The 25200-nt window shown below is 55.1% G+C and carries 24 protein-coding genes and 1 pseudogene; 15 read left to right on the top strand and 10 right to left on the bottom strand.

What is annotated here, in order from left to right; translation table 11 throughout:
* Positions 1-182: 182 nt before the first annotated feature.
* The 3 genes from G462_RS23185 to gcvA form a co-directional block, all read right to left on the bottom strand.
* The gene (locus G462_RS23185) at positions 183-1082 is read right to left on the bottom strand and encodes a DMT family transporter (RefSeq protein ID WP_051326823.1); all 900 of its coding nucleotides are present in this window, start codon (positions 1080-1082) and stop codon (positions 183-185) included.
* Positions 1082-2287, bottom strand: a complete 1206-nt coding sequence (locus G462_RS0117005) for a M24 family metallopeptidase (RefSeq protein ID WP_035478148.1) — start codon at positions 2285-2287, stop codon at positions 1082-1084. Before G462_RS0117005 ends, G462_RS23185 begins: the two co-directional genes overlap by 1 nt.
* A gap of 209 nt (positions 2288-2496) precedes the next feature.
* Entirely contained in the window at positions 2497-3429 is a 933-nt protein-coding gene (gene gcvA / locus G462_RS23180) for a transcriptional regulator GcvA (RefSeq protein ID WP_051326822.1), read from the bottom strand.
* Between the two features lie 333 nt (positions 3430-3762).
* Here gcvA and G462_RS0116995 point away from each other — a divergent pair, with 333 nt between their 5' ends.
* From G462_RS0116995 to G462_RS0116975, 5 genes are all read left to right on the top strand, one after another.
* Positions 3763-4620 (top strand): transporter substrate-binding domain-containing protein, encoded by an 858-nt coding sequence (locus tag G462_RS0116995; RefSeq protein WP_035478146.1) that lies wholly within the window; start codon positions 3763-3765, stop codon positions 4618-4620.
* A 99-nt stretch (positions 4621-4719) separates the two neighbouring features.
* Entirely contained in the window at positions 4720-5367 is a 648-nt protein-coding gene (locus G462_RS0116990; RefSeq protein WP_026960057.1) for an amino acid ABC transporter permease, read from the top strand.
* A gap of 8 nt (positions 5368-5375) precedes the next feature.
* Entirely contained in the window at positions 5376-6032 is a 657-nt protein-coding gene (locus G462_RS0116985; protein WP_026960056.1) for an amino acid ABC transporter permease, read from the top strand.
* Between the two features lie 2 nt (positions 6033-6034).
* A complete protein-coding gene (locus G462_RS0116980) occupies positions 6035-6850 on the top strand; it encodes an amino acid ABC transporter ATP-binding protein (RefSeq protein WP_051326821.1) in 816 nt (271 codons plus the stop codon).
* Positions 6851-7076: 226 nt separating this feature from the next.
* Positions 7077-8447, top strand: a complete 1371-nt coding sequence (locus G462_RS0116975; RefSeq protein WP_035478144.1) for an MATE family efflux transporter — start codon at positions 7077-7079, stop codon at positions 8445-8447.
* A 49-nt stretch (positions 8448-8496) separates the two neighbouring features.
* Here G462_RS0116975 and G462_RS0116970 read toward each other — a convergent pair whose 3' ends face one another.
* Complete coding sequence (locus tag G462_RS0116970) at positions 8497-9291, bottom strand: Cof-type HAD-IIB family hydrolase (protein ID WP_026960053.1); 795 nt, start codon at positions 9289-9291, stop codon at positions 8497-8499.
* A gap of 139 nt (positions 9292-9430) precedes the next feature.
* Positions 9431-10114, bottom strand: coding sequence for an HAD family hydrolase (locus G462_RS0116965; protein ID WP_026960052.1), 684 nt, complete (start codon positions 10112-10114; stop codon positions 9431-9433).
* Between the two features lie 82 nt (positions 10115-10196).
* Between G462_RS0116965 and G462_RS0116960 the strand changes: the two genes are divergently transcribed.
* The 5 genes from G462_RS0116960 to G462_RS0116940 all read left to right on the top strand — a co-directional run bounded on the left by G462_RS0116960 (position 10197) and on the right by G462_RS0116940 (position 15900).
* Positions 10197-11594, top strand: a complete 1398-nt coding sequence (locus G462_RS0116960) for an alpha/beta hydrolase (protein WP_169720183.1) — start codon at positions 10197-10199, stop codon at positions 11592-11594.
* A 143-nt stretch (positions 11595-11737) separates the two neighbouring features.
* Positions 11738-12886 (top strand): glycoside hydrolase family 5 protein, encoded by a 1149-nt coding sequence (locus G462_RS0116955; protein WP_051326819.1) that lies wholly within the window; start codon positions 11738-11740, stop codon positions 12884-12886.
* Between the two features lie 208 nt (positions 12887-13094).
* Positions 13095-14261 (top strand): glycoside hydrolase family 5 protein, encoded by a 1167-nt coding sequence (locus G462_RS0116950; RefSeq protein WP_051326818.1) that lies wholly within the window; start codon positions 13095-13097, stop codon positions 14259-14261.
* 147 nt (positions 14262-14408) lie between these two features.
* Positions 14409-15323: a GGDEF domain-containing protein gene (locus G462_RS24050; RefSeq protein ID WP_051326817.1), complete on the top strand. Its 915-nt coding sequence runs from the start codon at positions 14409-14411 to the stop codon at positions 15321-15323.
* 88 nt (positions 15324-15411) lie between these two features.
* Positions 15412-15900 carry an SRPBCC family protein gene (locus tag G462_RS0116940; RefSeq protein WP_026960048.1) on the top strand — a complete coding sequence of 163 codons (489 nt, stop codon included), beginning with the start codon at positions 15412-15414 and terminating at the stop codon, positions 15898-15900.
* A 126-nt stretch (positions 15901-16026) separates the two neighbouring features.
* Here G462_RS0116940 and G462_RS0116935 read toward each other — a convergent pair whose 3' ends face one another.
* Positions 16027-16995 (bottom strand): permease, encoded by a 969-nt coding sequence (locus tag G462_RS0116935; RefSeq protein WP_026960047.1) that lies wholly within the window; start codon positions 16993-16995, stop codon positions 16027-16029.
* Between the two features lie 225 nt (positions 16996-17220).
* Between G462_RS0116935 and G462_RS0116930 the strand changes: the two genes are divergently transcribed.
* Positions 17221-17529: an ArsR/SmtB family transcription factor gene (locus tag G462_RS0116930; RefSeq protein ID WP_026960046.1), complete on the top strand. Its 309-nt coding sequence runs from the start codon at positions 17221-17223 to the stop codon at positions 17527-17529.
* On the opposite strand, the gene G462_RS0116925 is transcribed toward G462_RS0116930, so the two are convergent.
* From G462_RS0116925 to G462_RS0116910, 4 genes are all read right to left on the bottom strand, one after another.
* Positions 17526-18428, bottom strand: a complete 903-nt coding sequence (locus G462_RS0116925; RefSeq protein ID WP_026960045.1) for a M14 family metallopeptidase — start codon at positions 18426-18428, stop codon at positions 17526-17528. The two genes, G462_RS0116930 and G462_RS0116925, sit on opposite strands and share 4 nt — an antisense overlap.
* Positions 18429-18650: 222 nt before the next feature.
* Positions 18651-20030 carry a serine hydrolase domain-containing protein gene (locus G462_RS23170; RefSeq protein ID WP_051326816.1) on the bottom strand — a complete coding sequence of 460 codons (1380 nt, stop codon included), beginning with the start codon at positions 20028-20030 and terminating at the stop codon, positions 18651-18653.
* Positions 20031-20109: 79 nt separating this feature from the next.
* A complete protein-coding gene (locus G462_RS0116915) occupies positions 20110-20526 on the bottom strand; it encodes a hypothetical protein (RefSeq protein WP_026960044.1) in 417 nt (138 codons plus the stop codon).
* 192 nt (positions 20527-20718) lie between these two features.
* Positions 20719-21063: a hypothetical protein gene (locus G462_RS0116910; protein ID WP_026960043.1), complete on the bottom strand. Its 345-nt coding sequence runs from the start codon at positions 21061-21063 to the stop codon at positions 20719-20721.
* A gap of 180 nt (positions 21064-21243) precedes the next feature.
* On the opposite strand from G462_RS0116910, the gene prfB reads away from it, so the two are divergent.
* From prfB to G462_RS0116885, 4 genes and pseudogenes are all read left to right on the top strand, one after another.
* Positions 21244-22342, top strand: a protein-coding gene (prfB, locus tag G462_RS24550; protein WP_157360379.1) for a peptide chain release factor 2 whose coding sequence is annotated in 2 segments (ribosomal slippage) — positions 21244-21318 and positions 21320-22342 — 1098 coding nt in all. Because the reading frame shifts where the segments join, the coding sequence is not laid out codon by codon here.
* A 24-nt stretch (positions 22343-22366) separates the two neighbouring features.
* Entirely contained in the window at positions 22367-23890 is a 1524-nt protein-coding gene (lysS, locus tag G462_RS0116900; RefSeq protein ID WP_026960042.1) for a lysine--tRNA ligase, read from the top strand.
* Between the two features lie 553 nt (positions 23891-24443).
* Positions 24444-24884 (top strand): hypothetical protein, encoded by a 441-nt coding sequence (locus G462_RS0116890; RefSeq protein WP_026960040.1) that lies wholly within the window; start codon positions 24444-24446, stop codon positions 24882-24884.
* A gap of 85 nt (positions 24885-24969) precedes the next feature.
* Positions 24970-25200, top strand: a pseudogene (locus G462_RS0116885) (IS4 family transposase); the annotation flags it as partial.

Below are 25200 nucleotides of genomic sequence, written 5' to 3'. Positions count from 1 at the left end.
AAGCTTTTTTACAAGGTCTTAGCTCGATATTGCTGAACTAATTTAGTTATCGACTGCATTTTGCAAACCTTTAGAACAACCGCTGACTGCCAATAAACGCGGCGTCATTGGGCTGGTGAGTAAGCTGCCGATCACTCACGTTTTTATTCAGTTAATCAACATTTTTATTAATATTGTGAGGCCTAGCGTCCACCACTGCTGGGACTAACTTCCAAGGTAGTTGATTGCGGTTTTGCGCTCTGTCGCTTGGCCACCCAAGGGCCAAGGCTAGCACCGAGAATCACCAGCGCTAATGCCACCATCTGACCGAGACTCAGCTCGTGTTCCGGGAACACCGCAACGATCAATAGCATCGACAGCACTGGGGTGAGATAGCTGGCCGCGCCCAGTACCCGTGGGTCGCCATGGCGCATGCAGTAATCCCAAGTGTAGAAGGCCAGTCCCATCGGACCTAAACCCAAACCAAGAATCGATAACCACTCACTGCCGCTTAGCTGAGGAAGTGCCAGCTGTGGCTGGGTGAGGCCATAGCTACCTAATGCCATCAGGCCTGCCACCAAGCAAAATCCGCCCACGGCCGCTACCGGCATATCCGCCTTGCTGCTGTTGTACAGGCTGTAGTAAGCCCAGAAACTGGCCGCGATCACCGCCTCGACATAGCCAAACAGATGAGAAGGGTGCCAATCGACTTGCTGGCCGCCCAGGCATAACACCACGGCAGAGAAGCCCAGCAAGGCACCGGTGCTATGCCCCCAGTTAAGGCGTTTGCCAGAGAACAGCGGGCTGGCTACCACGATAAATAGCGGCCACAGATACTGCACCAGATTCACATTGACTGCGGGTGAGCGGCCAAAGGCATCGAACAGCAACACGTGGTAGCCAAACATACCAATCAGCCCGGCCAGCCAATGGCCGGGACTGAGTCGCCAGCAGCGCCACTTGGGCCAGCTGGGCAGGGAGGCAATCAGTAACACCAAGCCAACGCTCAGCAGCGGGTCGAGATGGCTGACACTGATGCTCAGTACCGCCAGTGACGACCACATGGCGATGGTAAGCACGTAGATGAGGTTGGCTTTGTTCATTAGCTGGCCTTGATGATGTTATGTTCTGGACCCACCGGGAAGCCGGTAATGTTGTCACCACCGTCTTCGGTGATCACCACAATGTCGTGCTCGCGGTAACCGCCGGCGCCTGCTAAGTGCTCAGGTAGCATTAGCATCGGCTCCATCGATACCACCATGCCCGGCTTGAGCACGGTGTCGATGTCTTCACGCAGTTCCAGGCCAGCTTCCCGTCCGTAGTAATAGCTGAGTACGCCAAAGGAGTGACCATACCCGAAGGTGCGATATTCGAGCAAGCCGTGCTTGGCGTAGATCTCGTTCAACTCTGCGGCTATATCACAGCAGCGGTTACCCGGTACCAGCAGCTCCAGACCGCGGCGATAGACCTCACAGTTGATCTCCCAGATCCGTAGCTGCTCATCGCTACAGTGATCGAGGAACAAGGTACGCTCTAGTGCGGTGTAGTAGCCGGCCATCATCGGGAAGCAGTTAAGGCTAAGCACATCGCCTTTTTGCAGGCGGCGGCTGGTGACCGCATTATGCGCGCCGTCGGTGTTAATCCCCGACTGGAACCAGGTCCAGGTATCGCGCAGCTCCATATGCGGATAGGTCTTGGCGATCTCTCGGGTCATCGCCGTGTTGGCCGCCAGCGCGACTTCGTATTCAGGCACATTCTCGGCAATCGCCTCAACACAGGCTGCACCGCCGATATCGGCAATACGCGCGCCGTGTTTAATCAGGGCGATCTCCTCGCTCGATTTCACCATACGCAGGCGCATCACCGCTTCGCTGACATCGCTCAGGGTCGCCTCTGGCAGCGCTAAAGCCAGCTTGCTTTGCCCTTGTAAGGTGAGGTGGTCGTCTTCAACCCCCACCCGTTTTACCTTGCCCAGTACTGAGCTGATGGCACGGTAGAAGTTGTCGCGCTGCCAGTCGGTGTAGATCAGGTGTTCGCCAAAGGCGCGCCGTGAGGCCAGCCCGCCATCGATGTTAGCACTGATGGTGACCGAGCGCTGCTGGGTAACCAGCAGGCCGAAGGGGCGACCGAAGGAACAGTAGAAAAAGTCGCTGTAGTAGTTCACGTTTTGGATGGAGGTGAACACCACGGCATCGAGGTTTTGCTCGGCCATCAGGGTGCGCAGGGTGGCCAGTCGCTGTTGCATTTCGCGGTCGGAAAAGGTGCCTTTGACCCGTTCGCCGTTACGGATCTCCAATAAGTCTTTCATGCTCAGTACTCCTTTTAGGCAGGCCTCAGTCGGAGGCGTTTGTTGAGAAAATACTGAGCAAAGCGGTGAATCAGGACAAACGGTGATTGCTTATGTTCGCATAATCGATGCTTATACTAGCTAGGATGCGTTCACTCCTGCAGCCGCATTTCCCCCTCTCTTATGGACTGACTAGCCTATAACTCACAGCAAAAACCGAACCCCAAAGATCAACACGCCCTAGACGAAGGCTGTAGGCTATGGTGGTTCTCGAACTCTTCTGCTTGTGAGCGGATCCAGCTGATAAACGCTTGGATCTGCGGGCGTGCCAGCAGCTTGCGTAGGCACACCAGATATACCGCGCCATCTTCAATCACATGATCGAGCAAGGGCACTAAGCGGCCCTTGGCCACTTCACGGGCCACCAGCGCATGCCGGGCCAGCGCCACGCCTTGGCCTGAGAGGGCTGCGCGCACGATATGGTCGGCCTGATTAAAGCGATAACCGCGTGAGCAATCTATCTCACTCATACCGATAGCGTTAAGCCAGCTTTGCCAGGAGGTGGCGAGGCGCGCTTGCGGCAGGGCGTCGTGCAGCAAGGTGCAGCGCTGCAGATCGCCGGGGGTGTTCACCGGATGGCTTTCCAAATACTCCGGACTGGCGACTGGGTAAATGTAGTCACGAAATAGCCTTACTTGCTCCAGCGCAGGGTGATCGCCCACGCCATGGCAGATCCCAATATCCACCTGTTGCTGGTAGAAGTTCGGCTCACTGACTTGGGCGTTGAGGTGCAGCACCACCTCGGGATAGCGCTGGTTAAAGTCACTCAGGCGCGGAAGTAGCCAGCGCGAGGCGAACGAAGGCATGCAGAACAGCTCCACCGGACTGAGTTGATGGCTCTGGTTGAGGTCGTTCAGGGTGTCGTGGATCTGCAATAAGGCGGCGTTCACCGCCGGGTAGAGGGTGGCGCCACGCTGGGTAAGCAGCAGCTGACGGGGCTTTCGTTCAAACAGCTTATAGCCCAGTCGTTCCTCCAACTGAATCACCTTTTGGCTCACCGCACTTTGTGAAATACAAAGCTCATCGGCGGCGGCAGTAAAGCTTAAATGGCGGGCTGCGGCTTCAAAGTAGCGCAGGGCCTCTAAGGGGGGCAGCTTTAACATCGTGTGCTCTCCACATTCCGGTGTAGGGATATTTCGTATTGATAGTTCGCATTGATAGCTCTTCAGCGGAAACGCAAAGCCCATGCCAAGAGTAAGGAATTGATTTATAGCGTGATTTACCAACAGTTCGCGGGACTTAGCGGTGTTGTCTGAGCGGCTGTGCTGCTCGAATTTTGAGCCAATTTGGTGCAACTAAAGCCCTCTGCGCCAAGCTGGTTCATAACCCATGCTAATGCACTCGATTAGCAGATACCGTTTGTTGCACTTGGCTCTCCCTCGCAACATAGAAAGCAATTAACGCAACGGAAAGCAATGCTTCACGGGAGAAGATTTATGAAAGGTTTATCCATCAAACAACTCTGCCTAGCGGCCAGTACGCTAGTGGCCAGCTTGGGATTGAGCAGCGCGGCTAACGCCGACTTGCTGGAAGAGATTAAACAGCGCGGCGAGATTGTGATCGCCACCGAAGCCCGCTATGCCCCCTTCGAGCTATTAGAAGATGGCAAGATCACCGGCTACCACCAAGACATGCTGGTGGAGATCCTGGCCGATTTGCCGGGCGTGAAGCTCAAGCAGCTGGACCTGCCTTTTCAAGGCATCATGGCCGGGCTTACCGCGAAGCGCTACGACTTTGTGGTGACCTCGCTCACCATCACCAAGGCGCGCGCCGCCAAGTACAACTTCACCTACCCCACCTCGACTGCATCGGTAGCGGTGCTCAAACGCAAGGGCGATGAGCGTATCGTCCAGCCACAGGATATGGCTGGCAAGGTTCTCGGTATTCAGGCCGGTGCTCCACAGGTTGAGGTGGCCAAAGAATACGAGCAGTCGGTGGTGATCCCTGAGAAAGGCGAAGGCTACAAAGACATCAAGCTGTTTACCGATTACAACGAGGCCTATTCAGCGTTGGCGTCACGTCGAGTGGATGCGGTGCCACAGGCACTGTCGAATCTGGCCCCCATCGTGAAAGAACGTGGTGACCTGTTTGAGATTGTGCAGCCTGCCTTTGGCCCGGCGACCTACTACGCCTGGGCGGGGCGTGACGATGCTGAATCTGAGTCGCTGGTTGCGTTTTTCAGTGAGGGCATCGAGAAGCTACAGCAAAGCGGCAAGCTCGATGAGCTGCAAATGAAGTGGTTCGGCTTCACCATGGAAGTACCGCAAGGCATGGTGCCTGCACCCGTAAACTAAAGCGCCTGCACCGGTAAACTAAAGCGCCTGCACCGGTTAACTAAGGCCGCGTTACACAAGTAATACTGCCCGGCGTGCGCGCCGGGCCAAGGATCGGCAATGTTGGATTTTTCCGTCGTTTTAAAGAATGCCCCTGCGCTATTGGAGGGGGCGATGATGACTTTGGGCATCTCGCTGTTCTCCATCGCGCTGGGTTTTATTGGTGGCGGCTTACTGTGTCTAGCACGTATTTCCGCTAAGCCTTGGCTGGTGGGGATCGCCCGAGTATACATCAGTGCGCTGCGTGGCACGCCTTTGCTGGTTCAGCTGGCGATAGTGTTTTACTTTCTGCCCTTATTGGGGCTGAGTTTGGAGCCTGTGAGTGCAGCAATTATCACCTTGGCCATGAATACCTCCGCGTTTCAGGCGGAGATCTTACGCGGCGGTTTTCAGACCCTAGCGCGCGGCCAAAATGAGGCCGCTTGGACCATCGGCCTTGGTTGGTGGAAGACTCTGCGTTACATCCAAATGCCGCAAGTGGTGCGCAAAACCTTGCCATCGCTGGTCAATGAAACCATCGACATCATCAAGAACTCGGCACTGATCTCTACCATTGCAGTGACTGACTTGATGCGAATTGCCCAAACCTATTCGTCGACCACCTATCGTCCGCTGGAGTTCTTTATCACCGCAGGGCTGATGTATCTGCTGATGACCTCGGCGGTCGCAGTGGTGGGTCGCTGGGTTGAACGGCGCATGAGTTACTAGGAGCAGGCATGGATTTTTCACTTTATCTGGAATTTGGTCCGGCGCTGCTCAAGGGCTTCACCTACACCGTTTACGTGTGCAGTTTAGGGCTGTTGCTAGGGCTGGCTTGGGGCTTGGTGCTGTATTTGATTTCACTGCGCCCGGGCGCACTATGGCGCTGGTTTTATCGCGGCTATCTGGCTACGTTTCGCGGCACGCCACTACTGGTGCAGGTCTATCTGCTGTTTTATGGCGGCCCGTTTATCGGCCTGTCGCTGAGTGCCGAGTTTGTTGGGGTACTGTGTTTGGCGCTGTATGTGGCGGCCTATTTTGCCGAGATCTACCGCAGCGGCTTCGAGAGTCTGGCTAAGGGGCAGTTAGAGGCGGCGCAGGATCTGGGGATGAGCCGGATCACCACCTTGGTGAAGATCCAGCTACCGCAGATGCTGGCGCTGATTATTCCGCCTTGTTTGAACCAAACCATCATCATGGTGAAGGAGTCGGCCATCTTGTCGGTGATCACGGTGCCAGAGATGACCACTGCCGCGGTGCGCATGGCCACCCAAACTTTTACCGTGGTTGAACCCTATCTGTTTTTAGCGCTGGCCTACTGGTGCCTGAACTTCGCCATTGCCAAGGTCGCCAACTACTGCGAGCTGCGCGCAACCCATTACTTGAGGAGCTGATGATGACCCAGCAAACCCACGCCGACAACACTCCGCGCACCGCCGTAGAGTTGGTTAAGCTACGCAAGCGCTACGACGACAACGAAGTGCTCAAGGGCATCGACCTGAACATATTAGAAGGGCAGGTAACCTGCATTATCGGTGGCTCCGGCTCCGGCAAAAGCACCCTGCTGCGCTGTATTAACTTCCTCGAGGTGTATCAGGAAGGCGAGGTTAACGTGTTCGGCAAAACCATTGGCTATGGCATGGACGAGCAGGGGAACCGCGAGCTGCTGCCAAAGTCCTTGGTGCAGCAGGAGCTCTCCGAGGTATGCATGGTGTTCCAGCAATTTAACCTGTGGCCCCACCTAAGCGTGCTTGAGAATGTGATGGCACCACTGCGTTGGGTCAAAGGCGTGCCCTTGGCCCAGGCCAAGCAACGGGCGCTGGAGCTACTGACCAAGGTGGGCATGGAGCACAAGGCTGAGGTCTATCCGCTGTCGCTCTCCGGCGGTCAGCAGCAGCGGGTGGCGATAGCCCGCTCCTTGGCCAAGGACCCGAAGATCATGCTGTTCGATGAGCCCACCTCTGCGCTCGACCCTGAGCTGGTCGGCGAGGTGCTCAAGGTGATGCAGGAGCTGGCCCAAGAAGGGATGACCATGGTGGTGGTAACCCACGAGATGGGCTTTGCCGCTCAGGTTAGCGATCAGGTGGTGTTTCTCGCCGAAGGGAAGATTGAGGAGCAGGGGCCACCGTCGAAACTGTTTAACGCACCTAGCTCGCCCAAATTGCAGTCGTTTCTCGAGACCTGGTCGTCGCGTAATGGTGCAGCGGCCTGATAATAGTCTTTGCTTAAATTGCATTACAGCCGGGATAGACCTCCCGGCTGGTCTCCATCTCAAACAGCCATGCAACTGTTCGTTTGCTTGGTGAATCCACCAAATGTTCAAATAGTGCCGACAAATGGCCATTTAATCCCTTTCCATCCTGCTTGCTGTTCCGGATAATTCCGTTCGCTGATTAGGGCAATTGCCTTAGTAGTGTTGTTTGTCTTCTGGAGAGCCCATGTCTACTGCGTCTATCGACCTGCGTGCAAGCCCCATTCCGCGCGCCTTTCTACACTACTTGCTTCCCGCACTGTCGGGCATGTTGATTAAGTCGGTATTTATCCTTGGCGATGCCTTCTTTATCGGTATTGGCGTGGGCGCCGATGGCCTTGGCGCCATTGCGCTGGCGATGCCGGGGTTTTCGTTGTTTACCGCGCTGGCCATGATGGTGGGGATTGGCGGCGCTGCACTAATGTCGATGGAGTTTGGCCGTGGGCGGGTTGCCCAGGGGCAGGCGCTGTTTAGCCAATCACTCTTGCTGACTGCCGCTGTGGTCAGTGTGGTGGTGGTAGCTGGACTGATCTGGCTGGAAGACCTGCTGGCGTGGCAAGGTGCCAGCGGCAATATCGCCGTGCTGGCAGCCGATTACCTACGGGTGCTGCTTAAGTTCAACGTGGTGTATGCCCTAACGTGGGTGCTGTCGTGCTTTGTGCGCAACGACGGCAATCCGCGCTTGGCGATGCTGGCGATGTCTGCCGGCGCCATCTTCAACCTGGCCTTGGATTACCTGTTTGTGATCCGCTGGGGCTGGGGAGTTAGCGGGGCGGCCTTGGCTACCGGGCTGGCTCAGGTGCTGATGGCTGGCATGCTGCTGAGCCACTTTGTGCGCGCCAAAGGGCAGCTTCGCTTGGATGTTAAAAAAATCTTCCAACAAGCGCGAGGGCTGGGGCGCAGCAAAGAGATCATCAGTATCGGCATGCCGACCTTCTTTATCGAAGTGACCGCTGCCATGACCATTGTGCTGTTTAACTTTGTGCTGCTGCATCACTACGGCAACGCACACTTGGTGGCCTATGGACTCACCGGCAAGGTGGGCACCTTTGCCTTGTTCAGTATGCTGGGCGTGGGACAGGCCTGTCAGCCGATTATCAGCTTTAACCATGGGGCAAAGCAGTCTGCACGAGTCTGGGCCACCTATCGCTTGGGGCTGCTCTCGGCGATGGGCGCGGGTGTGGGCTTTGCTGCGCTGGTATGGGTCTTTGCCGATAGCCTTGCGGGTATCTACTTGGGCGCTCAACGCGATCAAGCCGAGCTGGCGGCGACGGCGATGCGTTTTTACTTTTTGGCCGCGCCGCTGATGGGGCTGAACCTGGTGACTGCGACGCTGTTTCAGGCCACTGCACAGCCAAAGGCGGCGAGCATGCTGTCGCTGTGTCGGGGCTTTGTGTTGGTGGTGATTGGGGTGTTGCTGCTGCCCCGCTGGTTCCCGGTCAACGGTATCTGGAGCAGTATCTTATTTGCTGAAGCGCTCACCGCCATGCTGAGTTTGGCGTTGTTGGTGCAGGTGTTGCGTCGCGCGGAGTTACCGGCAAAGTATCAGAGCGCATAATGCAAAACAGGCCAGCAAGGCTGGCCTGAACATGGAGGAGCGGGCAGCCTTAGATCAGGCGTTTTAACACCTGCAGCACCCCAGATTCGGCATTGCTAGGCGCTTCGAAGCGGGCCAGCTTTTTCACCTCGGGATGGGCATTGGCCATAGCGTAAGAGTGGTAGCTGGCGGCCAGCATCTCCACATCGTTAAAGTAGTCGCCAAAGCTCATGGTTTGCTCGAAGCTAAAGCCTAGGGTTTGCTGCAGATGCTTAATTGCGCTGCCCTTAGAGGCCTCGGCATTCATCACATCCAGCCAGATGGCGGCACTCACTACCACTTGGTGAGATTGGCCAAAGTGCTGATTGATGCTCGGATAGACCAATGCCTCGGTGCCATCGAAGTGACAAATCGCCACCTTGATAAACTCATCGTCCACCGCCAGCAGATCTGCCACGCTCTCGCGACGGTGGTAGTACTTGCTGATCTCGGCAATCGCTTTGGGGTCTTGGGTCTCGATATAGGCTGAGCGTTTGCCGCACAGCACAATATGCGCGCCGTCGATGGCGCGCGCCTCAGTGATTACCTGCTCAATCTCTGCTTTGGCAATGGTGCAGCTATACAGCTCCTGATCTTGATGCATCACTAAGGTGCCGTTCTCGGCAATAAACAGCATCTGCTCGGCGATGGGGGCGAAGGTTTGCTTGAGGCTGTAATACTGGCGACCAGAGGCGGCAGCAAAGTGGATCCCTTTGTCGCTAAGCTGCTGGTAGACATCAAAAAACTCAGGGTCGAGTTGACCATCTGGATTGAGCAGGGTGCCGTCCATATCGGCGGCGATAAATGCAATTTGCTTGGAAGCCATAGTTAAGCCTTTGGGTACAACATTAGTGAGATGAAGCGCGAGTGAGCACTTGCTTTAAGGGCGAGTTGCCCGCCCTGGAGCGGTGCCTCTCACATCAGCGCCGCCAGCATAAGCTTGCCCCCTAAAGATTGCAATCATCTCAATTTGCCGATGCCACTAACCAGTCGTGAATCGGCCAGTCACGCTGCTTAGCCAAGGCGTGCAGGCGTGGGCAGGGGTTAATCACCTCCACATAATCGGCCTGCTCACACATTGGCAGGTCGTTGATGGAGTCGGTGTAAAACCGTAGCTGCTGATAGTGTTGCTGGCGCTCTGCCAGCCACGCTTGCAAGCGGGTCACCTTGCCTTCGCGAAAGCTCATGGTGCCTTTGACCTTGGTGCTGTAATAACCATTGTCTTCATGCAGGTCGATACCCAAGGCATGCTCTACATCTAATAAACGGGCAATCGGTTCGACCAAGAAGCTGGCGCTGGCGGAGATGATCAATAGCTCGCTGCCCGCCTCACGCAGTTGCTTGAGCAATAGCCGCCCATCGGGGTAGAGGCGTGGCCGGATCCGCTGTTGGCAGAAGGCCTCAACCAAGGGAGTGAGCGCTGCGATGGAGTGGTGCTGCACCGCCTGCATACTGAAGCGGATATATTCGCGCATATCCAACTGGCCATCGGCATATAACGCCATCAGCGCTTGGTCGCGCTCGATAAAATCGGCTTGCTCAACCAAGCCTTGGTCAACGATGAAGCGATGCCACAGCATCGAACTGTCCCCGCTGAGCAGGGTTTCATCTAGATCAAATACTGCGAGTGTGTGTGCTGGTCTCGACATGATAAGGGGCTTCCATTTGCTCGGCCTTACAGTATCAGAGTAAAGTATGACGGTTTTCTTTCAATACCTTAGGGAGTGGCCTTTGTTGTGCAGCAGACGGATTTTCTCAGCGATTTGCTTGATATGGAGTGGGCTTGTAGGGAGTGGGCAGGCCGCGGCGGCGCAGTTTGATTGTGTCACCATCAATGCCGATACCGATTGGATGCAGCGTGCCCAGTCTGAAGGCTACTACCGCCACCCGCTTGAGAGCGAGCTCAAACGCTTTGATTTCGCCAAGCAAAGCGCAGCCAGCTATCAAGACTATCTGGCCCACACCCGTCGCTACCTTGCCGAGGTGAACCCGCGCGCCGATTGGGCGTGCCCACTCAACTCACCCCTGCGTGAGGCTTTAGCCGAGCAATATGGCTGGCAGCATCCGCCCAAGGTGCTCGATTTTGTTGCCCCCTATGAGCTTAAATCCGCAGACGATAATAAGCTGGCGTTACTGGTACATGGCCTGACCGACTCACCGTTTAGCTACCACGATATGGCCTTTGATTTGTGGTCACAGGGCTATACCGTGCGCACCCTGCTGATCCCCGGCCATGGCGAAGCACCTGCCGCGATGCTTGGGGTGAGAGTGGGTGACTGGCGCGCAGCGGTGGACTATGCGCTGGAGCAAGCAGTAGCCGATTACTCCCACGTGGTGCTCGGTGGCTATTCCACCGGAGCTACCTTGCTGGTGGAAACCTTGATGGATCATGCCGACTCGCTCCCCGAGCAGCTCAAAGGCGTGATGCTGTGGTCGCCCGCGGTACAATCCACCAATCGCTTTGCCTGGATCTCCCCGTGGGTGAACCCGCTGTTTACCCCGACTCGGCTTAAGCAGTGGCTGGAGCAAGATGCCGATACCGACGTGGCCAAGTATGAGTCCTTCACCCTAAAAGAAGCCGCCGAGGTTGAGAAGCTGATGCGCAGCCTACGTGGGCGTTTAAGCCGTGGCCAACATGGCGCAGATCTGCCGATGTTTGTGGCGCTTAGCGAGGTGGATGAGACCACTGTGGTGGGCGAGGGCATCGCCATGCTGGAGAGCTGGCACAACACACCGGGGCGCACTACAGCCCAGCGCGATAAGCTGTTCTTAGTCGCCCCCGAGGGACAAGTGAGCACCGTCGAGAATGGGCTTACCACTGTTCTTTCAAGCTGCCCCAGCGAGGATCAGGCCCATGCTTGTCACCGGGTAGTGGGCGCCTCCCATGCCTTGGTGCTGTCACCTGAGAACCCACTGTATGGCGAGCAGGGCGCCTATCGCAACTGCGGCCACTATCTGGGGGATTGGCCACGCTATCAGGCCTGTAAGAGCACCACCCCGATCGTGTTTGCCGAGAAGACCGAGCAGAACCTGCAGCGCTACCAGCCGATGGCGCGGTTGATGTTCAACCCCTACTATCAGCAGCAGTGGCAGGCACTGGAGCAGTTTCTGGATAGCCTAAGCAACTAGCGTAACTGTTCGGGTATAGTTTCATCAAAGCATGCGCTGAAACCAATTATGCTCATAATATCAATCGCTTGTGACCGGTATCGCAGCGCTGTAACAGGCGCTGTGCTCCACTAAGGCCAGAGATGCTTTATGGAGTGATACAAGTGAAATTAGGTAATGTGGCCGCGTGGGCCGGTTTGTTTGCAGGCGTTACCATGCTGCTGGGTTGTGGTTCTACCGGGGCCAAACAAGATGCAGAAGTGGTGCTGGATCCAAGCTACTACAGCGATATCTACAACTGGAATGACAGCCGTGGCCTGGAGCAAACCTTTTTAGGGCGTGGCATCAATATGGGTAACTTCTTCGAGTCGCCCAGCTATGAAGGGGAGTGGAACGGCAATCTAACCATCAAGGACAGCGATTTTGCCAATATCCGCGCCGCCGGTTTTGCCAGTGTGCGGATCCCGGTGCGCTGGAATGCCCATGCCTTGAACGATGCGCCCTATACCATCGACCCGCAGTTTCTTGAGCGGGTGCAAGAGGTAGTGGACCAAGCGCTCGCCCACGACCTACGGGTAATCATCAACACCCATCACTACAACGAGCTGTTCTACAATCGCCGCGAGCTGAAACACCATATGGCGCGTCTGAACGGCATTTGGGATCAGCTGGCGGATCACTTTACCTTAGCGGACTACCCGGAAGACCAACTGGTGTTTGAGTTTCTCAACGAGCCCCACGAGGCGGTGGGCGTGCGCGAGTGGAACACCATGGTGGACGATCTGGTTGAGCTGATTTGGCAAGACAAAGCGACCACCCAGAACAACGAGCTGGGGCAACGCAAAATAATGATCGGCACGGCCGATTGGGGCGGTCCCTTTAAGCTGCCCGACCTGCGCCTGCCAGAGGCTTGTAACGCCGACAACACCATTATCACCGTGCATTTCTATGAGCCGATGCCCTTTACCCATCAAGGCGCTGAGTGGACCCCCGGTGCCATGGATTGGGTCGGCACCCGTTGGCTTGGCAGCAAGCGTGAGCAGCAAACCCTGTTTAACTACCTTAATGCTGTATCACGTTGGAACGAAAAGCCGGGCCGCGGCTTTGAGATAAACATTGGCGAGTTCGGTGTCTACAGCAAGGTGTCGCGCCCGGAAGACCAGCGCGCCTGGACCGCCTTTATTGCCCGCGAGTCAGAGAAGCGTGACTTCAGCTGGCACTACTGGGAATACAGCTCAGGATTTGGTGCCTACGACCCCTACGCCAAGAAGTGGCGTAGCGCCCTGATTGAAGGGCTGATTCCCCAGCAGTAAGCTCGCAGCTATCGAATAGAGCTACCGCATCTAGAGGGCGAAGTAGACTTCGCCCTTTTTTTATCTTCCCGTGACAGGTCTTGGTTTCATCAAAACCAGAGCCGCCGCCGATTTTAAGCAAATAGTCGCAAGCATGTGACAAGCGTCGTTGAGCACCAAGGAGCGGCTGTGCTCCACTAGTGATAATATATTTTGAGGGAAGAATTAAATGGAATTAACACGCTTACTTCCGCTGACGGCGGTTTTCGCAACACTCGGTATTATTGTCGCCTGTGGTTCATCCAGTGGTGACAGCGGTGGTGAAGATGGCGCTGAAGTGGTGCTGGACGAGGCCTACTACAGCGATGTCTATAGCTGGAACGCTAGCCGCGGTTTGGATCAGAGCTTCTTGGGGCGCGGTATTAATATGGGTAACTATTTTGAGTCGCCCACCGAAGAGGGCGAGTGGAATGGCGGCCTAACCATCCAAGCCAGCGACTTCGAGAACATTTATGAGGCCGGCTTTGCTAGCGTGCGCATTCCAGTTCGCTGGAACGCCCACGCCGACGATGCCGCCCCCTATACCATTGATGCCACCTTTTTGAATCGGGTACAGGAGGTTGTGGACGAGGCCATCCAGCAAGGCCTGCGGGTGATTATCAACACCCACCACTATAACGACCTGTTCGATGAAGCGGATGAGCTAGACCATCACACCGCTCGCTTGCTTGGCATCTGGGATCAGTTAGCAGCGCGCTTTACCTTGGCCAACTACCCAGAAGACCAACTGGTATTTGAGTTTCTTAACGAGCCCCATGCGGCGGTGGGCATCAATGAGTGGAACGCCATGGTGGCCGATTTGATTGAGCAGCTGTGGGTGGACAATGCCGCCACCCAAAATAACGACTTAGGCCAGCGCAAGGTGATGATTGGCACCGCTGACTGGGGCGGGCCGTTCAAGCTACCTGATTTAGAACTACCTGCAGCAGCGAATGCCGACAACACCATTATTACCGTGCATTTCTACGAGCCCTTTGAGTTTACTCATCAAGGGGCGGAGTGGGTCCCAGGTGCCAATAGCTGGATAGGAACCCGTTGGCTGGGCACTGCCAGCCAGCAGCAAGTGCTGTTTGATTATCTGGATGCGGTATCAAGCTGGAATGATCAGCCGGGGCGGGGCTTTGAAGTGAATATTGGCGAGTTTGGTGTATATAGCCAGCACTCGTCCCCGCAAGACCAGCGCGCATGGACCGCCTTTATCGCCCGTGAGTCCGAAAAGCGTAACTTTAGCTGGCACTATTGGGAGTACAGTTCAGGCTTTGGTGCTTTTGATCCGCAAGCCGATCAGTGGCGCACAGCGTTGATTGAAGGCTTAATCCCCACCGACCTGCCTTAGGCGGTTCCGCCAAGGTGTTTACAAGGGCTGGCGTTTGTCAGCCCTCTTTAGATCTAGGGTCGCAAAGATTCAGCAGCAAGTTGGCAGGTCTTGCCAGCGCCCCCTATCCTAAGAAGTCTTTACTCGGAGTAACTGCAGGAGCCTCGTATGGACCATCCGCTGGGGTCTTCCCTGCCACTGGCGATTCTCGATATCCTTCCTAACCCGGTGCTGGTCAAGGGCAGCGACCTTCGCTATGTGTGGGTCAACAAAGCCTTTGAAGAGTTGTTTGCGGTGCAGCGTGAGCAGGTCATTGGCCAGCTCGATGTGGATATATTCCCCGACCGTCAAGCCGCCCAGTGCAATGGCGGCGACCTGCGGGTGCTATCTAGTGGCAAGGTCGACGAGGCCTACGAAACGGTACTCAAAGATGGCGTAACTCCGTGTATCACCATTACCCGAAAAAGCCGGCTAAGCATGGGGGATATGGACTTTTTGGTGGGGGTGATGCACGACATTACCGATGTCACCGAAACCAACCGCGAGCTGGAGCAAGCCAAGCAGCTATTGGAGGCGCAGTCTTCCAAGCTGGAGGAGATGGCCTATTCAGATCCGCTTACTGGCGTGCTTAACCGGCGGCGCTTAGAGCAGCTAGCGGACGCCGCCTTCGCCAGTCACCATCATCGCGGCTGTGTGCTGCTGTCAGATCTCGACCACTTTAAGCGGGTCAACGACCAATGGGGGCATGATGCTGGCGATGCGGCCCTGGTCCACTTTGTCGAGATCGTGCAGTCGGTATTTCGCGACAGCGACCTGATTGCTCGTATCGGCGGCGAGGAGTTCGCTTGCCTGCTACCGGGGGCGGATAAACAGCAAGGCTGGCAAGTGGCCGAGAGGATGCGCGACGCGCTGGAGAGTTCGCCCTTAGATTACAAGGGCGAGCAGATCCCCATGACCGTAAGCTCGGGCATGGTGGTACTCGCTGAAGGTGAGGCGCTTCAATTGGCGGAGCTGCTGTCCAGAGCGGACAAGTGCCTCTATCAAGCCAAACAGGCCGGGCGCAATAAAACGGTGTGTGAGTAGCATCGAATAAGTAAGAGTGAGTTTTCAATCATCGCTAAAACCCTCATAATTACATTATCTTCCGTGATACCACTTGCCAGGATGCCGTGTGAACTATTCGAAAGTTGTTAATTGGCCTGCCTACTATCACCCCAAGCATGCCAGCTTCCATATCAAGAACAGTATTGTGACGGAACATAAGGTCTCGGATATCTGGATGCAGCTGATCCGTGCCCACTCGTGGCCATCGTTTGGCAGACGGCGTACCTCGGTGCAGTTTCTTACTGGCGATGGTGAGCACTTAAGCAAGGGCAGCGTGTTCCGTTGGAAGACCCGAGGGTTGGAGTACGAGTGCACGGTGGTGGAGTTTATTCCCGACGACCGCCTAGCCTGGCGCGGCAAGTGTGGCCGGGTAGATTTGTACCACGCCTGGCTGCTCTATCCAACCGACGAGGGCTGCGATATTGTCACTGAGATTACCCAGCGCGGCGGTTTAACCCGCTTTACCGCGCCGCTACTGAGTCGCCGCTTTAGCGCCTACCACCAAAAATGGCTGCGCAAGCTGCATTGCGACCCGAACAAACAGCCCGCTCAGTAGCCTCTTTAAAGGAAGTGCTTTGATGTTCAGGGAGATGAGCAAGCAAGATTTCATCGATTTTTGGCCGACCTTCTCAGCGGCGCCGAAGTAACAGTGCTCCGGCGCCAAAGGTTTCTCCAAGCCTCGCTAAAACAACAGGGTGTAGGCCACCCCAGCTGCTATCGCCATACTCAGCACCACGCCAACAAAGGCTGCAATCAGCGGGTTCTTAAACAGCGATTTGAGCAAGATGACCTCGGTCAGGCTGGCTCCGGCAGAGCCGATAATCAGCGCCATTAGTGCGCCAGTGCTGGCGCCTTTGGCGATCAGCGCGGCTGACAGTGGGATCACCGCTTCTGCACGCACATACAGGGGAATACCCACCACCGCCGCAAACGGGATCGCCAGCAGGTTGTCGGTGCCCGCATAACGGGCAATCAGCTCGGTTGGCACAAAGCCGTAAATCAACGAACCAACACTGATACCAATCAGCAGGTAGGGCAGGGCCTGGCGAAAGTCCTTCCAGGTGCTTTGCCACAGGCCGCGCCAATCAGGCTTGCGACGCTCAGCGCTGCTAGCACCACAGCTGGTTTGGTTGCTATTTTGATTGCCAGCTGCACAGCTCGATGTAGCGCTTGCCGAAGCGCATGTACTGGCTTCTTCTGGGGCGTAGGCCTGTTCGCGCACAAAGCGCTCAAACCCAAGCTTCTCTAGCAACCAGCCTGCGACCAGTGACACACCCAACGCAACCGCGAAGTACAGCGCAGTCACTTGCACGCCAAAGCTAAACGCCAGCAATCCGATGATCACCGGGTTGAGCAGTGGGCTGGCAAACAGAAACACCAGCATGGTGCCAAAGCTGGCTTGTGCGCGCAGCAAGCCCTTGAGAAAGGGAGTGGTGGAGCAGGAGCAAAACGGGGTGATCGCCCCTAGCCCCGCCGCAAACAAGTAACCGCGCCCGCCCTGACTGCTCAGCAGCTGACGGATCTTAGCGGGCGGAATGTAGTGTTGCAGTATCCCCACCAAGTAGGAAATCGCCAAAAACAACAGGCTGAGTTCTGCAGCCAGAAAGAGCCACATGCCCGCAGCGTGGGTGAGCGATGGATCAATATTCATGCTTGTCTCCAATATTTTTTGTCATAGAAATTATATTTCTAGAATGTTCGAAATATAGGGTCGGTTATTGGATTGATCAAGATATTTCTAGTAATATCGAAATATATTTTAGCTAACAGCTAACAGCTAACAGCTAACAGCTAACAGCTAACAGCTAACAGCTAACAGCTAACAGCTAACAGCTAACAGCTACAGCTACAGCTACAGCGATAAGAGAGAGCGTTTATGGAACTAGATGATGTGGCTAAGGCCCTAAAAGAGCTGGGCCATCCCACCCGCCTGCAGGTGTTTCGCCGAGTGGTGCGTGCTGGGCATCAGGGGATTGCGGTGGGGGATATTCAAGCGCAGCTACAAGTGCCTAATTCCACCTTATCGCACCATATTGCGGCGCTAAACAAGGCGGGATTGCTGGAGCAGCGCCGCGAGGGGCGCACCTTGTTTTGTGTGGCCAACTACGCCTGTTTGCTAGGCGTGATTGGCTTCTTGCAAGAAGAGTGTTGTATCGATGAGCAGGACTTAGCTGCCAGCGACTAGATCAAAAAATCCAGCGCCGCGCAGATAGCGGTCACTTGCGCCTGAATACAGTTCTCTGCATCCACCCGCTCGCTGTCAGGATAGACCTCGGTGGTGGTGGAAAACGGCGCGCCGGTGATCCCGGTACATAGGTGCAGGTTCTCCACCGGGTAGTGGATCACTCCGGGCTGTTTCATCTGGGCGTCGTAGAGGCGGCCTTGATTGTCGGGCTCAGCGATATGGGTCACCTTGGCCACTTCGCGAATAATCGCCTGATGAAACTCCGGCTGCGGCTGGGCCTGATTACCCACCAAGTAAAAGCCATCGGGGATATAACAAGGCTCAAACTCTTTGCCATCGCGCGCCGCCAGTGCTGGGCGAAACTCAGTTTCGTCGCTGTCGGTGGTCTCGTGCAGATCAATATGCATCAGGAACTTACAAGAGAGCTCGCTCAGTTGGCCCATCAGCAGTTGCGACTCTTCACAGTCTGAGTGAGCAGAGAAGCTGCGGTTTGGATCTTGGGCATGCGGGTTCCAGCGGTTCACCGTTTCAAAGGCCCACGGGCTCACGCAAGGGGCAATAACAAAACGGAAATCATCCAGATAACGGCCCAAGTGATGCTTGGCAAAGCGCAAAGCACCGAGCACGCCGCTGGTTTCGTAGCCATGCACTCCGCCGGTGATCAGTACTGCCGGCTTATCGCTGTGCCAGTTGGATGATTGCAGTAGGTACAGCGGGTAGCGCTCGCTTTGATAGCTAAGTGCGCCGTATTGCAGCACCTTCATGTCGTAGCCAAGTTCTTGTAGCGGGTCGAGCACCAAGCTTTGGTAACTGCGTTGTAGCTTGGCCTGGTTTAGCCAAGTTTGCTTGTCGCGCTGTTGCCAGGCTTCGCCTGGGGTTCCTATCGGGTAGTGTTGCATGTGGTTGGCCATCCTATACTGCGCTGGCTCTATACCCAAACAATCTCATACTGCTCCTTGATTTAGACCACTAGATCGGCGGAGCTACGCCTTGCCTGAGAGACTGGTAAATCTCGCTGAACCAGCATCTTGAGGCTGCTCGGGTATATGTCTTTGAAAAATCGGCAAGTATTGTGACTGATAGCGCCCCAACTAGCCATTAAAACTTTGCTTAACAATTAATCACTGAGTGTCTTGTTCAGCTTTTGCGAGCAAGTTCGCGATATGTTGCTCGAAGGGGTAATGGCCCTTGGTCCAGCCAAGCCGCACAAACACCGCGTTGTGTGAGGGCAACACCATCACCAGCTGCTTGCGGTTGCCGCGCATAGCGAAGGCATCGGCGGGCAGGGCTGGCCAGCGTAATTCGCCCGGACCGTTTAGCCAGAGCTGATAGCCATAGCGGGGATCGTTTTCACTGTCATTCGCGGTGGTGGCTCGCTTCACCCACTCTTGGCTGAGCAAGCGCTGGCCGTTAAGCTCGCCTTGATTGAGCAGCAGCTGGCCGAGGCGCGCCCAGTCGCGACCGCTGGCATAGACATAGGAGCTACCTACCAGATAACCAGCCGGGTCGGTCTCCAGCACGGTATTGGCCATGGCCAGTGGGCCTAGCAGTTCGCGCTGCAAAAAGTCTGCGGCTTGCTGGGGGCCTCCCAACAGCTCGCTCAAGTAGTAGCTCAGCAGGTTGCTGCTGCCGGACGAATAGGCAAAATGCTCGCCACGAGGGTGATCGGACGTTTGCGCGAGCGGAACACTGGCAGCCTGATGGGCAAAGAACAGCATCTCGGTGGCGTCGCTGCCCGGCGTGTAGGCCTCATTAAAATCCAGTCCGCTGGTCATCTGTAGTAAATCGGAGAGGGTGATCTCTTGCCGCGCGTCGTCCTGCCATTGAGGAAACAACGCATGGTTTTGGGCGCTCGCCAAGCCCATGGCCTCTATCCGCCCTTCCCAGATCCCACTCAAGCTTTTGGCCATCGACCAGCCGAGCAGTGGGGTTTGCGGCGTTACGCTGTCGGCGTAGACTTCGGCCTGCAGCTCGCCATCTTGGATCCACAATAGCGCGCGGGTATTAAGCTGCTGTTGGTTGTCATCAGTAAAAACCTGCTCAAGCTGCTCTTGCCAGAAGGGGTCGATAAGGGTGGTTTCCCCGGCTGGCCATAGCGAACTGGTGGTGGGGATATCGGCAAGCACAAGTTGTTGGTGAGCCGGGGCATTGGGTTTTTGGCTGACCAAGGTGCAGCCCTGATTGTCTTTAAAGCGCGCCTGTGCCGGGTACAGCGACGAGCCCAGAGTCGCGGTGACTGTATCGTCGCTCAGGCTTAGCTCGACCAAGCGGGTGGCTGGCGAGTAGCTGGCGATATCGTCGGCCAGCTGCTCAAGGCTTTGAGCAGAGATAAAGTAACCCGAGCAAGCCAGTTTAGCCGAGAGGGCGGTGGCGGTACGCAGGGCGGCGGGCAGCTGCCAAGGGGAGAAGCCCAACAAGGGCTGGGCAATCAGTGTGAGTAACAGAATACAGGCCAGCAACAGCATTAACACTGGCCGCAGCATAAAATCGCCCAAGCGCATCGTAAGTCCTTTTAGCTTTAGCGTTTACTAAAAATAATATAAAACTTAACAGCTTACGCGGTATATGGGTATGAAAGTTTTATGGTTGGCTGCGCTGCCACTGGGTACAGTAGGTGCCAGCGATGTTTTGCGCGTCGCGAATAAAGCGCGGCGGCGCCTTTACCCGGTTGCCAAAGCCATCCACCTGATGAAAGCGTAATGAGGCAATGGTATGGATACGCGCCAAGGTGAATACCTGCTCGCGATTGAGTTGCTCGCTATAGATGGTTTGGTGCTGAAAGCTATCGCTGGCCGCGCCATATTGCTCCAGTAGTGCAGCGGTTTGCTCGTGCCCTTGGTGCTCTGGCTCTTCGTGCTGCAGCAGCGACAGGTAGCTGAGGTAGCCCGCGCAATTGGCCCAGCTTTGCAGTGAGTTGGGCAGCTCGGCGGCGGCGCTGCTCAAAGGGGAAAGCAGTACGCCCGCAAGCGCACAACGGATAAGGTGTTTGATAGGCATAAGGGTACTCAGATCAGTGCCTTGGATGAACTGCCCGCTACCTTAGCACAGCCCGCATCGCACAGGCACAAGCCGGTGGTGAAAGTGTTATACCAATCCGGATAAGTAAGTGGTCAGGTATTGCGCAGGGAAAGTCGTTGAAGACAAGGAAGTGCTTGCTGTAACTAGTGGACTAATTACAAAAGCGCTGTATTAATCTTGGTTTATCTCGGAGACGGTCAGCACCAAGCCCTGGCTGCCCCAATCGAGCATGCCTTCCACCTGCCAGATGGCGCCGGGTTCAAAATCCACCGGCTCGCTGATAAGCCGGATCTTGCTTTGGCCCACATCGGGCAACTGAGCAATCATCCCGTTGCGGGTGCTGGCGGTAAGCTGCAGCTCGCCACTGACAAAGGCCGGGTTGTCGTGGTGTGGGTCGAGGTTGCGGATCTTGCGGAAATGGCTATCGGGGGAGAGCGTAAAATAGCTGAACAGACCGATAAACAGGGCCATCACCACGAACACGCGTTTATCGAGTTGTTTTGGATCTTTGTGCATGTAGATACCTTGCATTCCAGACATCTGGGAGTTTAGTTGGTATACGAACAGTCTGGAATTCGAGATTGCCAAAAAAAGCCGCTATTTTGCATCCCTTACGTCACCATAGCTATGTCTATTCGTTACTATTTTGGTTAAAATTGCGCGTTTTTAGTATTTACCGGATAGGTTTACGCGAAGATGTTTGAAGTCAACGCCATCAACAACACCATCGCCGATATTAAAGCGCGTACCGACGTGCTTCGGGGGTATCTTTGACTACGATGCCAAGCGCGAGCGCTTAGAAGAAGTTAGTCGCGAGCTTGAGCAGCCCGAAATCTGGAACGAGCCCGAGCGCGCCCAAGCGCTGGGTAAAGAGCGCTCCAACCTCGAAGCAGTGGTCGACACCGTCGATAAACTCGAACAAGGCTGCGAAGACGTAGCTGGCCTAGTCGAGCTGGCGGTTGAAGCCGAAGACGAAGAGACCTTCGAGGAAGCCGAAGCGGAAGCCGCCGAGCTACTCACCCAGCTAGAAGGGCTGGAGTTCCGCCGGATGTTCTCTGGTGAGATGGACGAGAGCGACTGCTACATCGATATCCAATCGGGCTCGGGCGGTACCGAAGCCCAAGATTGGGCCAGCATGATGCTGCGCATGTACCTGCGTTGGTGTGAAGCCCACCAGTTTAAAGCTGAAGTGATTGAAGTCTCCGACGGCGATGTGGCCGGTATCAAGAGTGCCACCGTGCGGGTAAGCGGCGAGTATGCCTATGGCTGGCTGCGCACCGAAACTGGAGTACACCGCTTGGTACGTAAATCGCCGTTCGATTCGGGCGGGCGTCGTCACACCTCGTTTGCCTCGGCCTTTATCTATCCGGAAATCGACGACAGCATCGAGGTTGATATCGACCCCAGCGATCTGCGTATCGACGTATACCGCGCCTCGGGTGCCGGTGGTCAGCACGTAAACCGCACCGAGTCAGCGGTGCGGATTACCCACTTGCCGACCAACACCGTGGTGCAGTGTCAGAACGACCGTTCTCAACACAAGAACAAAGATCAGGCGATGAAGCAGCTTAAAGCTAAGCTGTTTGAGCTGGAGCTGCAAAAGCAGAACGCCGAGAAGCAAGCCGCCGAAGACAACAAGTCGGACATCGGATGGGGCAGCCAGATCCGCTCCTACGTATTGGACGACGCGCGCATTAAAGACCTGCGCACCGGCATCGAAAACCGCAACACCCAAGCGGTACTCGATGGCGACCTAGACAAGTTTATCGAAGCCAGCCTCAAATCAGGGCTGTAAGCTAATTTTAACCAGGACCAAACAATGACAGATCAAGTAGAGAATCAAGCCCAAGCGCAAGAAGAAGAGAACAAGCTGATTGCTGAGCGTCGCGCTAAACTGGATAAAATTCGCGAAACCTGTAAGGCTAACGGCCACCCCAATGACTTCCGTCGTGAAAACCTGGCTGCCGATCTGCAAGCCGCCCACGGCGAAAAAGAAAAAGCTGAGCTGGAAGAGCTGAACATCCAAGCGTCTATCGCTGGCCGTATTATGGCGAAGCGTGGCCCCTTCCTGGTACTGCAAGACGTAAGCGGCCGTATTCAGGCTTACGCACCGAAAGACGTGCAAAAAGAGCTGAAGGCCATTGGTGGTCTGGATATCGGTGACATCATCGGTGTAAGCGGTGCCCTGCACAAATCGGGCAAGGGCGACCTGTACGTGAACATGGATCAGTACCAACTGCTGACCAAGGCACTGCGCCCACTGCCAGAGAAGTTCCACGGCCTGACCGACCAAGAGCAGCGCTACCGCCAGCGCTACGTTGACCTTATTGTGAACGAAGAGTCGCGTGCCGCCTTCCAAATCCGCTCTAAGCTGGTTGCCGGCATTCGCCGCTTTATGGAGTCGAAAGGCTTTATGGAAGTGGAAACCCCAATGATGCAGGTGATTCCCGGTGGTGCGTCAGCGCGTCCGTTTATCACTCACCACAACGCGCTGGACCAAGAGATGTTCCTGCGTATCGCTCCCGAGCTATACCTAAAGCGTTTGGTAGTAGGTGGTTTTGAGCGCGTATTCGAAATCAACCGTAACTTCCGTAACGAAGGCCTGTCGCCACGCCATAACCCAGAATTCACCATGATGGAATTCTACATGGCCTACGCCGACTACAACGACCTGATGGACCTGACCGAAGAGATGCTGCGCACTGTAGCCATCGAGGTGCTGGGCAGCTCGGCCATGCCTTACGGCGACGAAACCGTTGAGTTCGGTGGCAGCTACCCACGCCTGAGCATGCTGGACGCCATCAAGCAGTACAACCCAGAGCACGCCGACATCCAAGCGCTGGACTACGACAAGGTACAAGATCGCGACCACATGGTAGCGATTGCCAAGTCGGTAGGTGTTGAAGTAGAGAAGTTCTGGAACTGTGGCCAGCTACTTGAAGAGATCTTCGGTGAAACTGCAGAGCCTAAGCTGATTCAGCCAACCTTTATCACCGAGTACCCAGCCGATATCAGCCCGTTGGCGCGCCGCAATGATGACACCCCGTTCATCACCGACCGCTTCGAGTTCTTTATCGGTGGCCGCGAAGTAGCCAACGGCTTCTCGGAGCTGAACGACGCCGAAGACCAAGATGCGCGCTTTAAAGCCCAAGTTGATGCCAAAGACGCCGGCGACGACGAAGCCATGTTCTACGATGCCGACTACATCACCGCACTAGAGCACGGCCTGCCACCAACCGCAGGTCAAGGTATCGGTATCGACCGCTTGGCAATGCTGTTCACCAACACCCACACCATCCGCGACGTAATCCTGTTCCCAGCGATGCGCCCACAAGGTAACTAAGCCTTAGGCTGGTGTTCCCCATCTCTTAGGTGGGGTAGTGAATTCATTAAAAGCTATCAAGTTTTGCGACTTGGTAGCTTTTTTTTGTGTGTCATTTGGTGGAGGTTTAAGGTTGCTTGGGCGCCGTTGTTTAAAAATGATTCTGCCCGCTTGAATTTATTAGACATACATATCAATCACCTACCAAGCACTATGATAATGTCATCAGTTATTCGGTTGGTATATGGAGGGCAATTTGGCTAGGAGAGGTAGTGGCTTAGGTACCGCTGTTAGGATCGTTAAGGCTATAGACAGAGCCAACAAACAGGCTGCTCGGGAAGCTCAAAGACGAGAAAAAGCCCATCAAAGAGCTGTCGCCCAAGCGCAAAGGGAGCATGAACGTTCGCTCAGAGAAAGAGAGCGTGAGGTAAAGCGCCAAGCTCGCTTGCGTGACTCTATGCAGAAGCAGGCTATAAAAAACGCTTTGGCAGCTGCGAACGAAGAGTACTTAGAGCGATGTGAAGAGCGAGCAGAATTGAGAAAGCAATTTATACAACAAGTTTTAAGGTAAGCAATGGATACCAATATTTTAGTTGTTATAGGAATTTCCTCAGTAGCAGTATTACTAACCTATGTGTTGACGAAGAAATCTGCAGACAAGAAGGCAGGTAAGTATAAGACACTGGATGAAGCATTAATCAAAGCCAATGATGAGTACGACAGTGTTAAGTCATCATTCGAGTCAGCAAAAAGAGAGCTTGAAAAGGTAAACATTGAAACTTATGAACTTCAGAAGCTCGTAGGTACAGAAGAAGCCCTGCAAAACTCAATTGCCGGGCATGAGAAGAAGCTGGATAGCATCAATAAATTGCTAGCAGAGACTAACGAGAAACTCGAAAGTGGAGAGAGCAATCTTGAAGAACTAATGGGTGATATTGATCTTTACTCTCGTTTGGATGAATACATTGCTCATGGCCATTATGCTCTGACGAATCCCCACATAATTAGCCGATAAATCAGAGTGTTGCGCTTGGAGTGCAACCCGCGAAGTGATCTAATGGTATGTGCAACCAAACCAGCAGATACAAGGACTTCACGGGATGCACGAGTTGCGAATTGTATATCAAGCGCTTTATCAGAACTGCCCTGAGCTGCACAAAAAGCGCCTCGATACCCTTATAACCGCTGTCAAGGCGCTGCAAAGCAGCGACACGCTGACGCTCACCTCGCTGGGCAGGCACATCGGTAACAACACCAAAGTAAAACACAGCATCAAGCGTATGAACCGCTTCTTGGGCAACCCGCATATGCACGCCGAAAGAGGCAGTGTA

The organism is Aliagarivorans taiwanensis DSM 22990, from assembly GCF_000429505.1.
In the GTDB taxonomy this organism is placed as follows: Bacteria; Pseudomonadota; Gammaproteobacteria; order Enterobacterales; family Celerinatantimonadaceae; genus Aliagarivorans; species Aliagarivorans taiwanensis.
The sequence above is the reverse complement of the archived record's forward strand: the minus strand, read 5'-3'. Positions and strand labels throughout refer to the sequence as shown.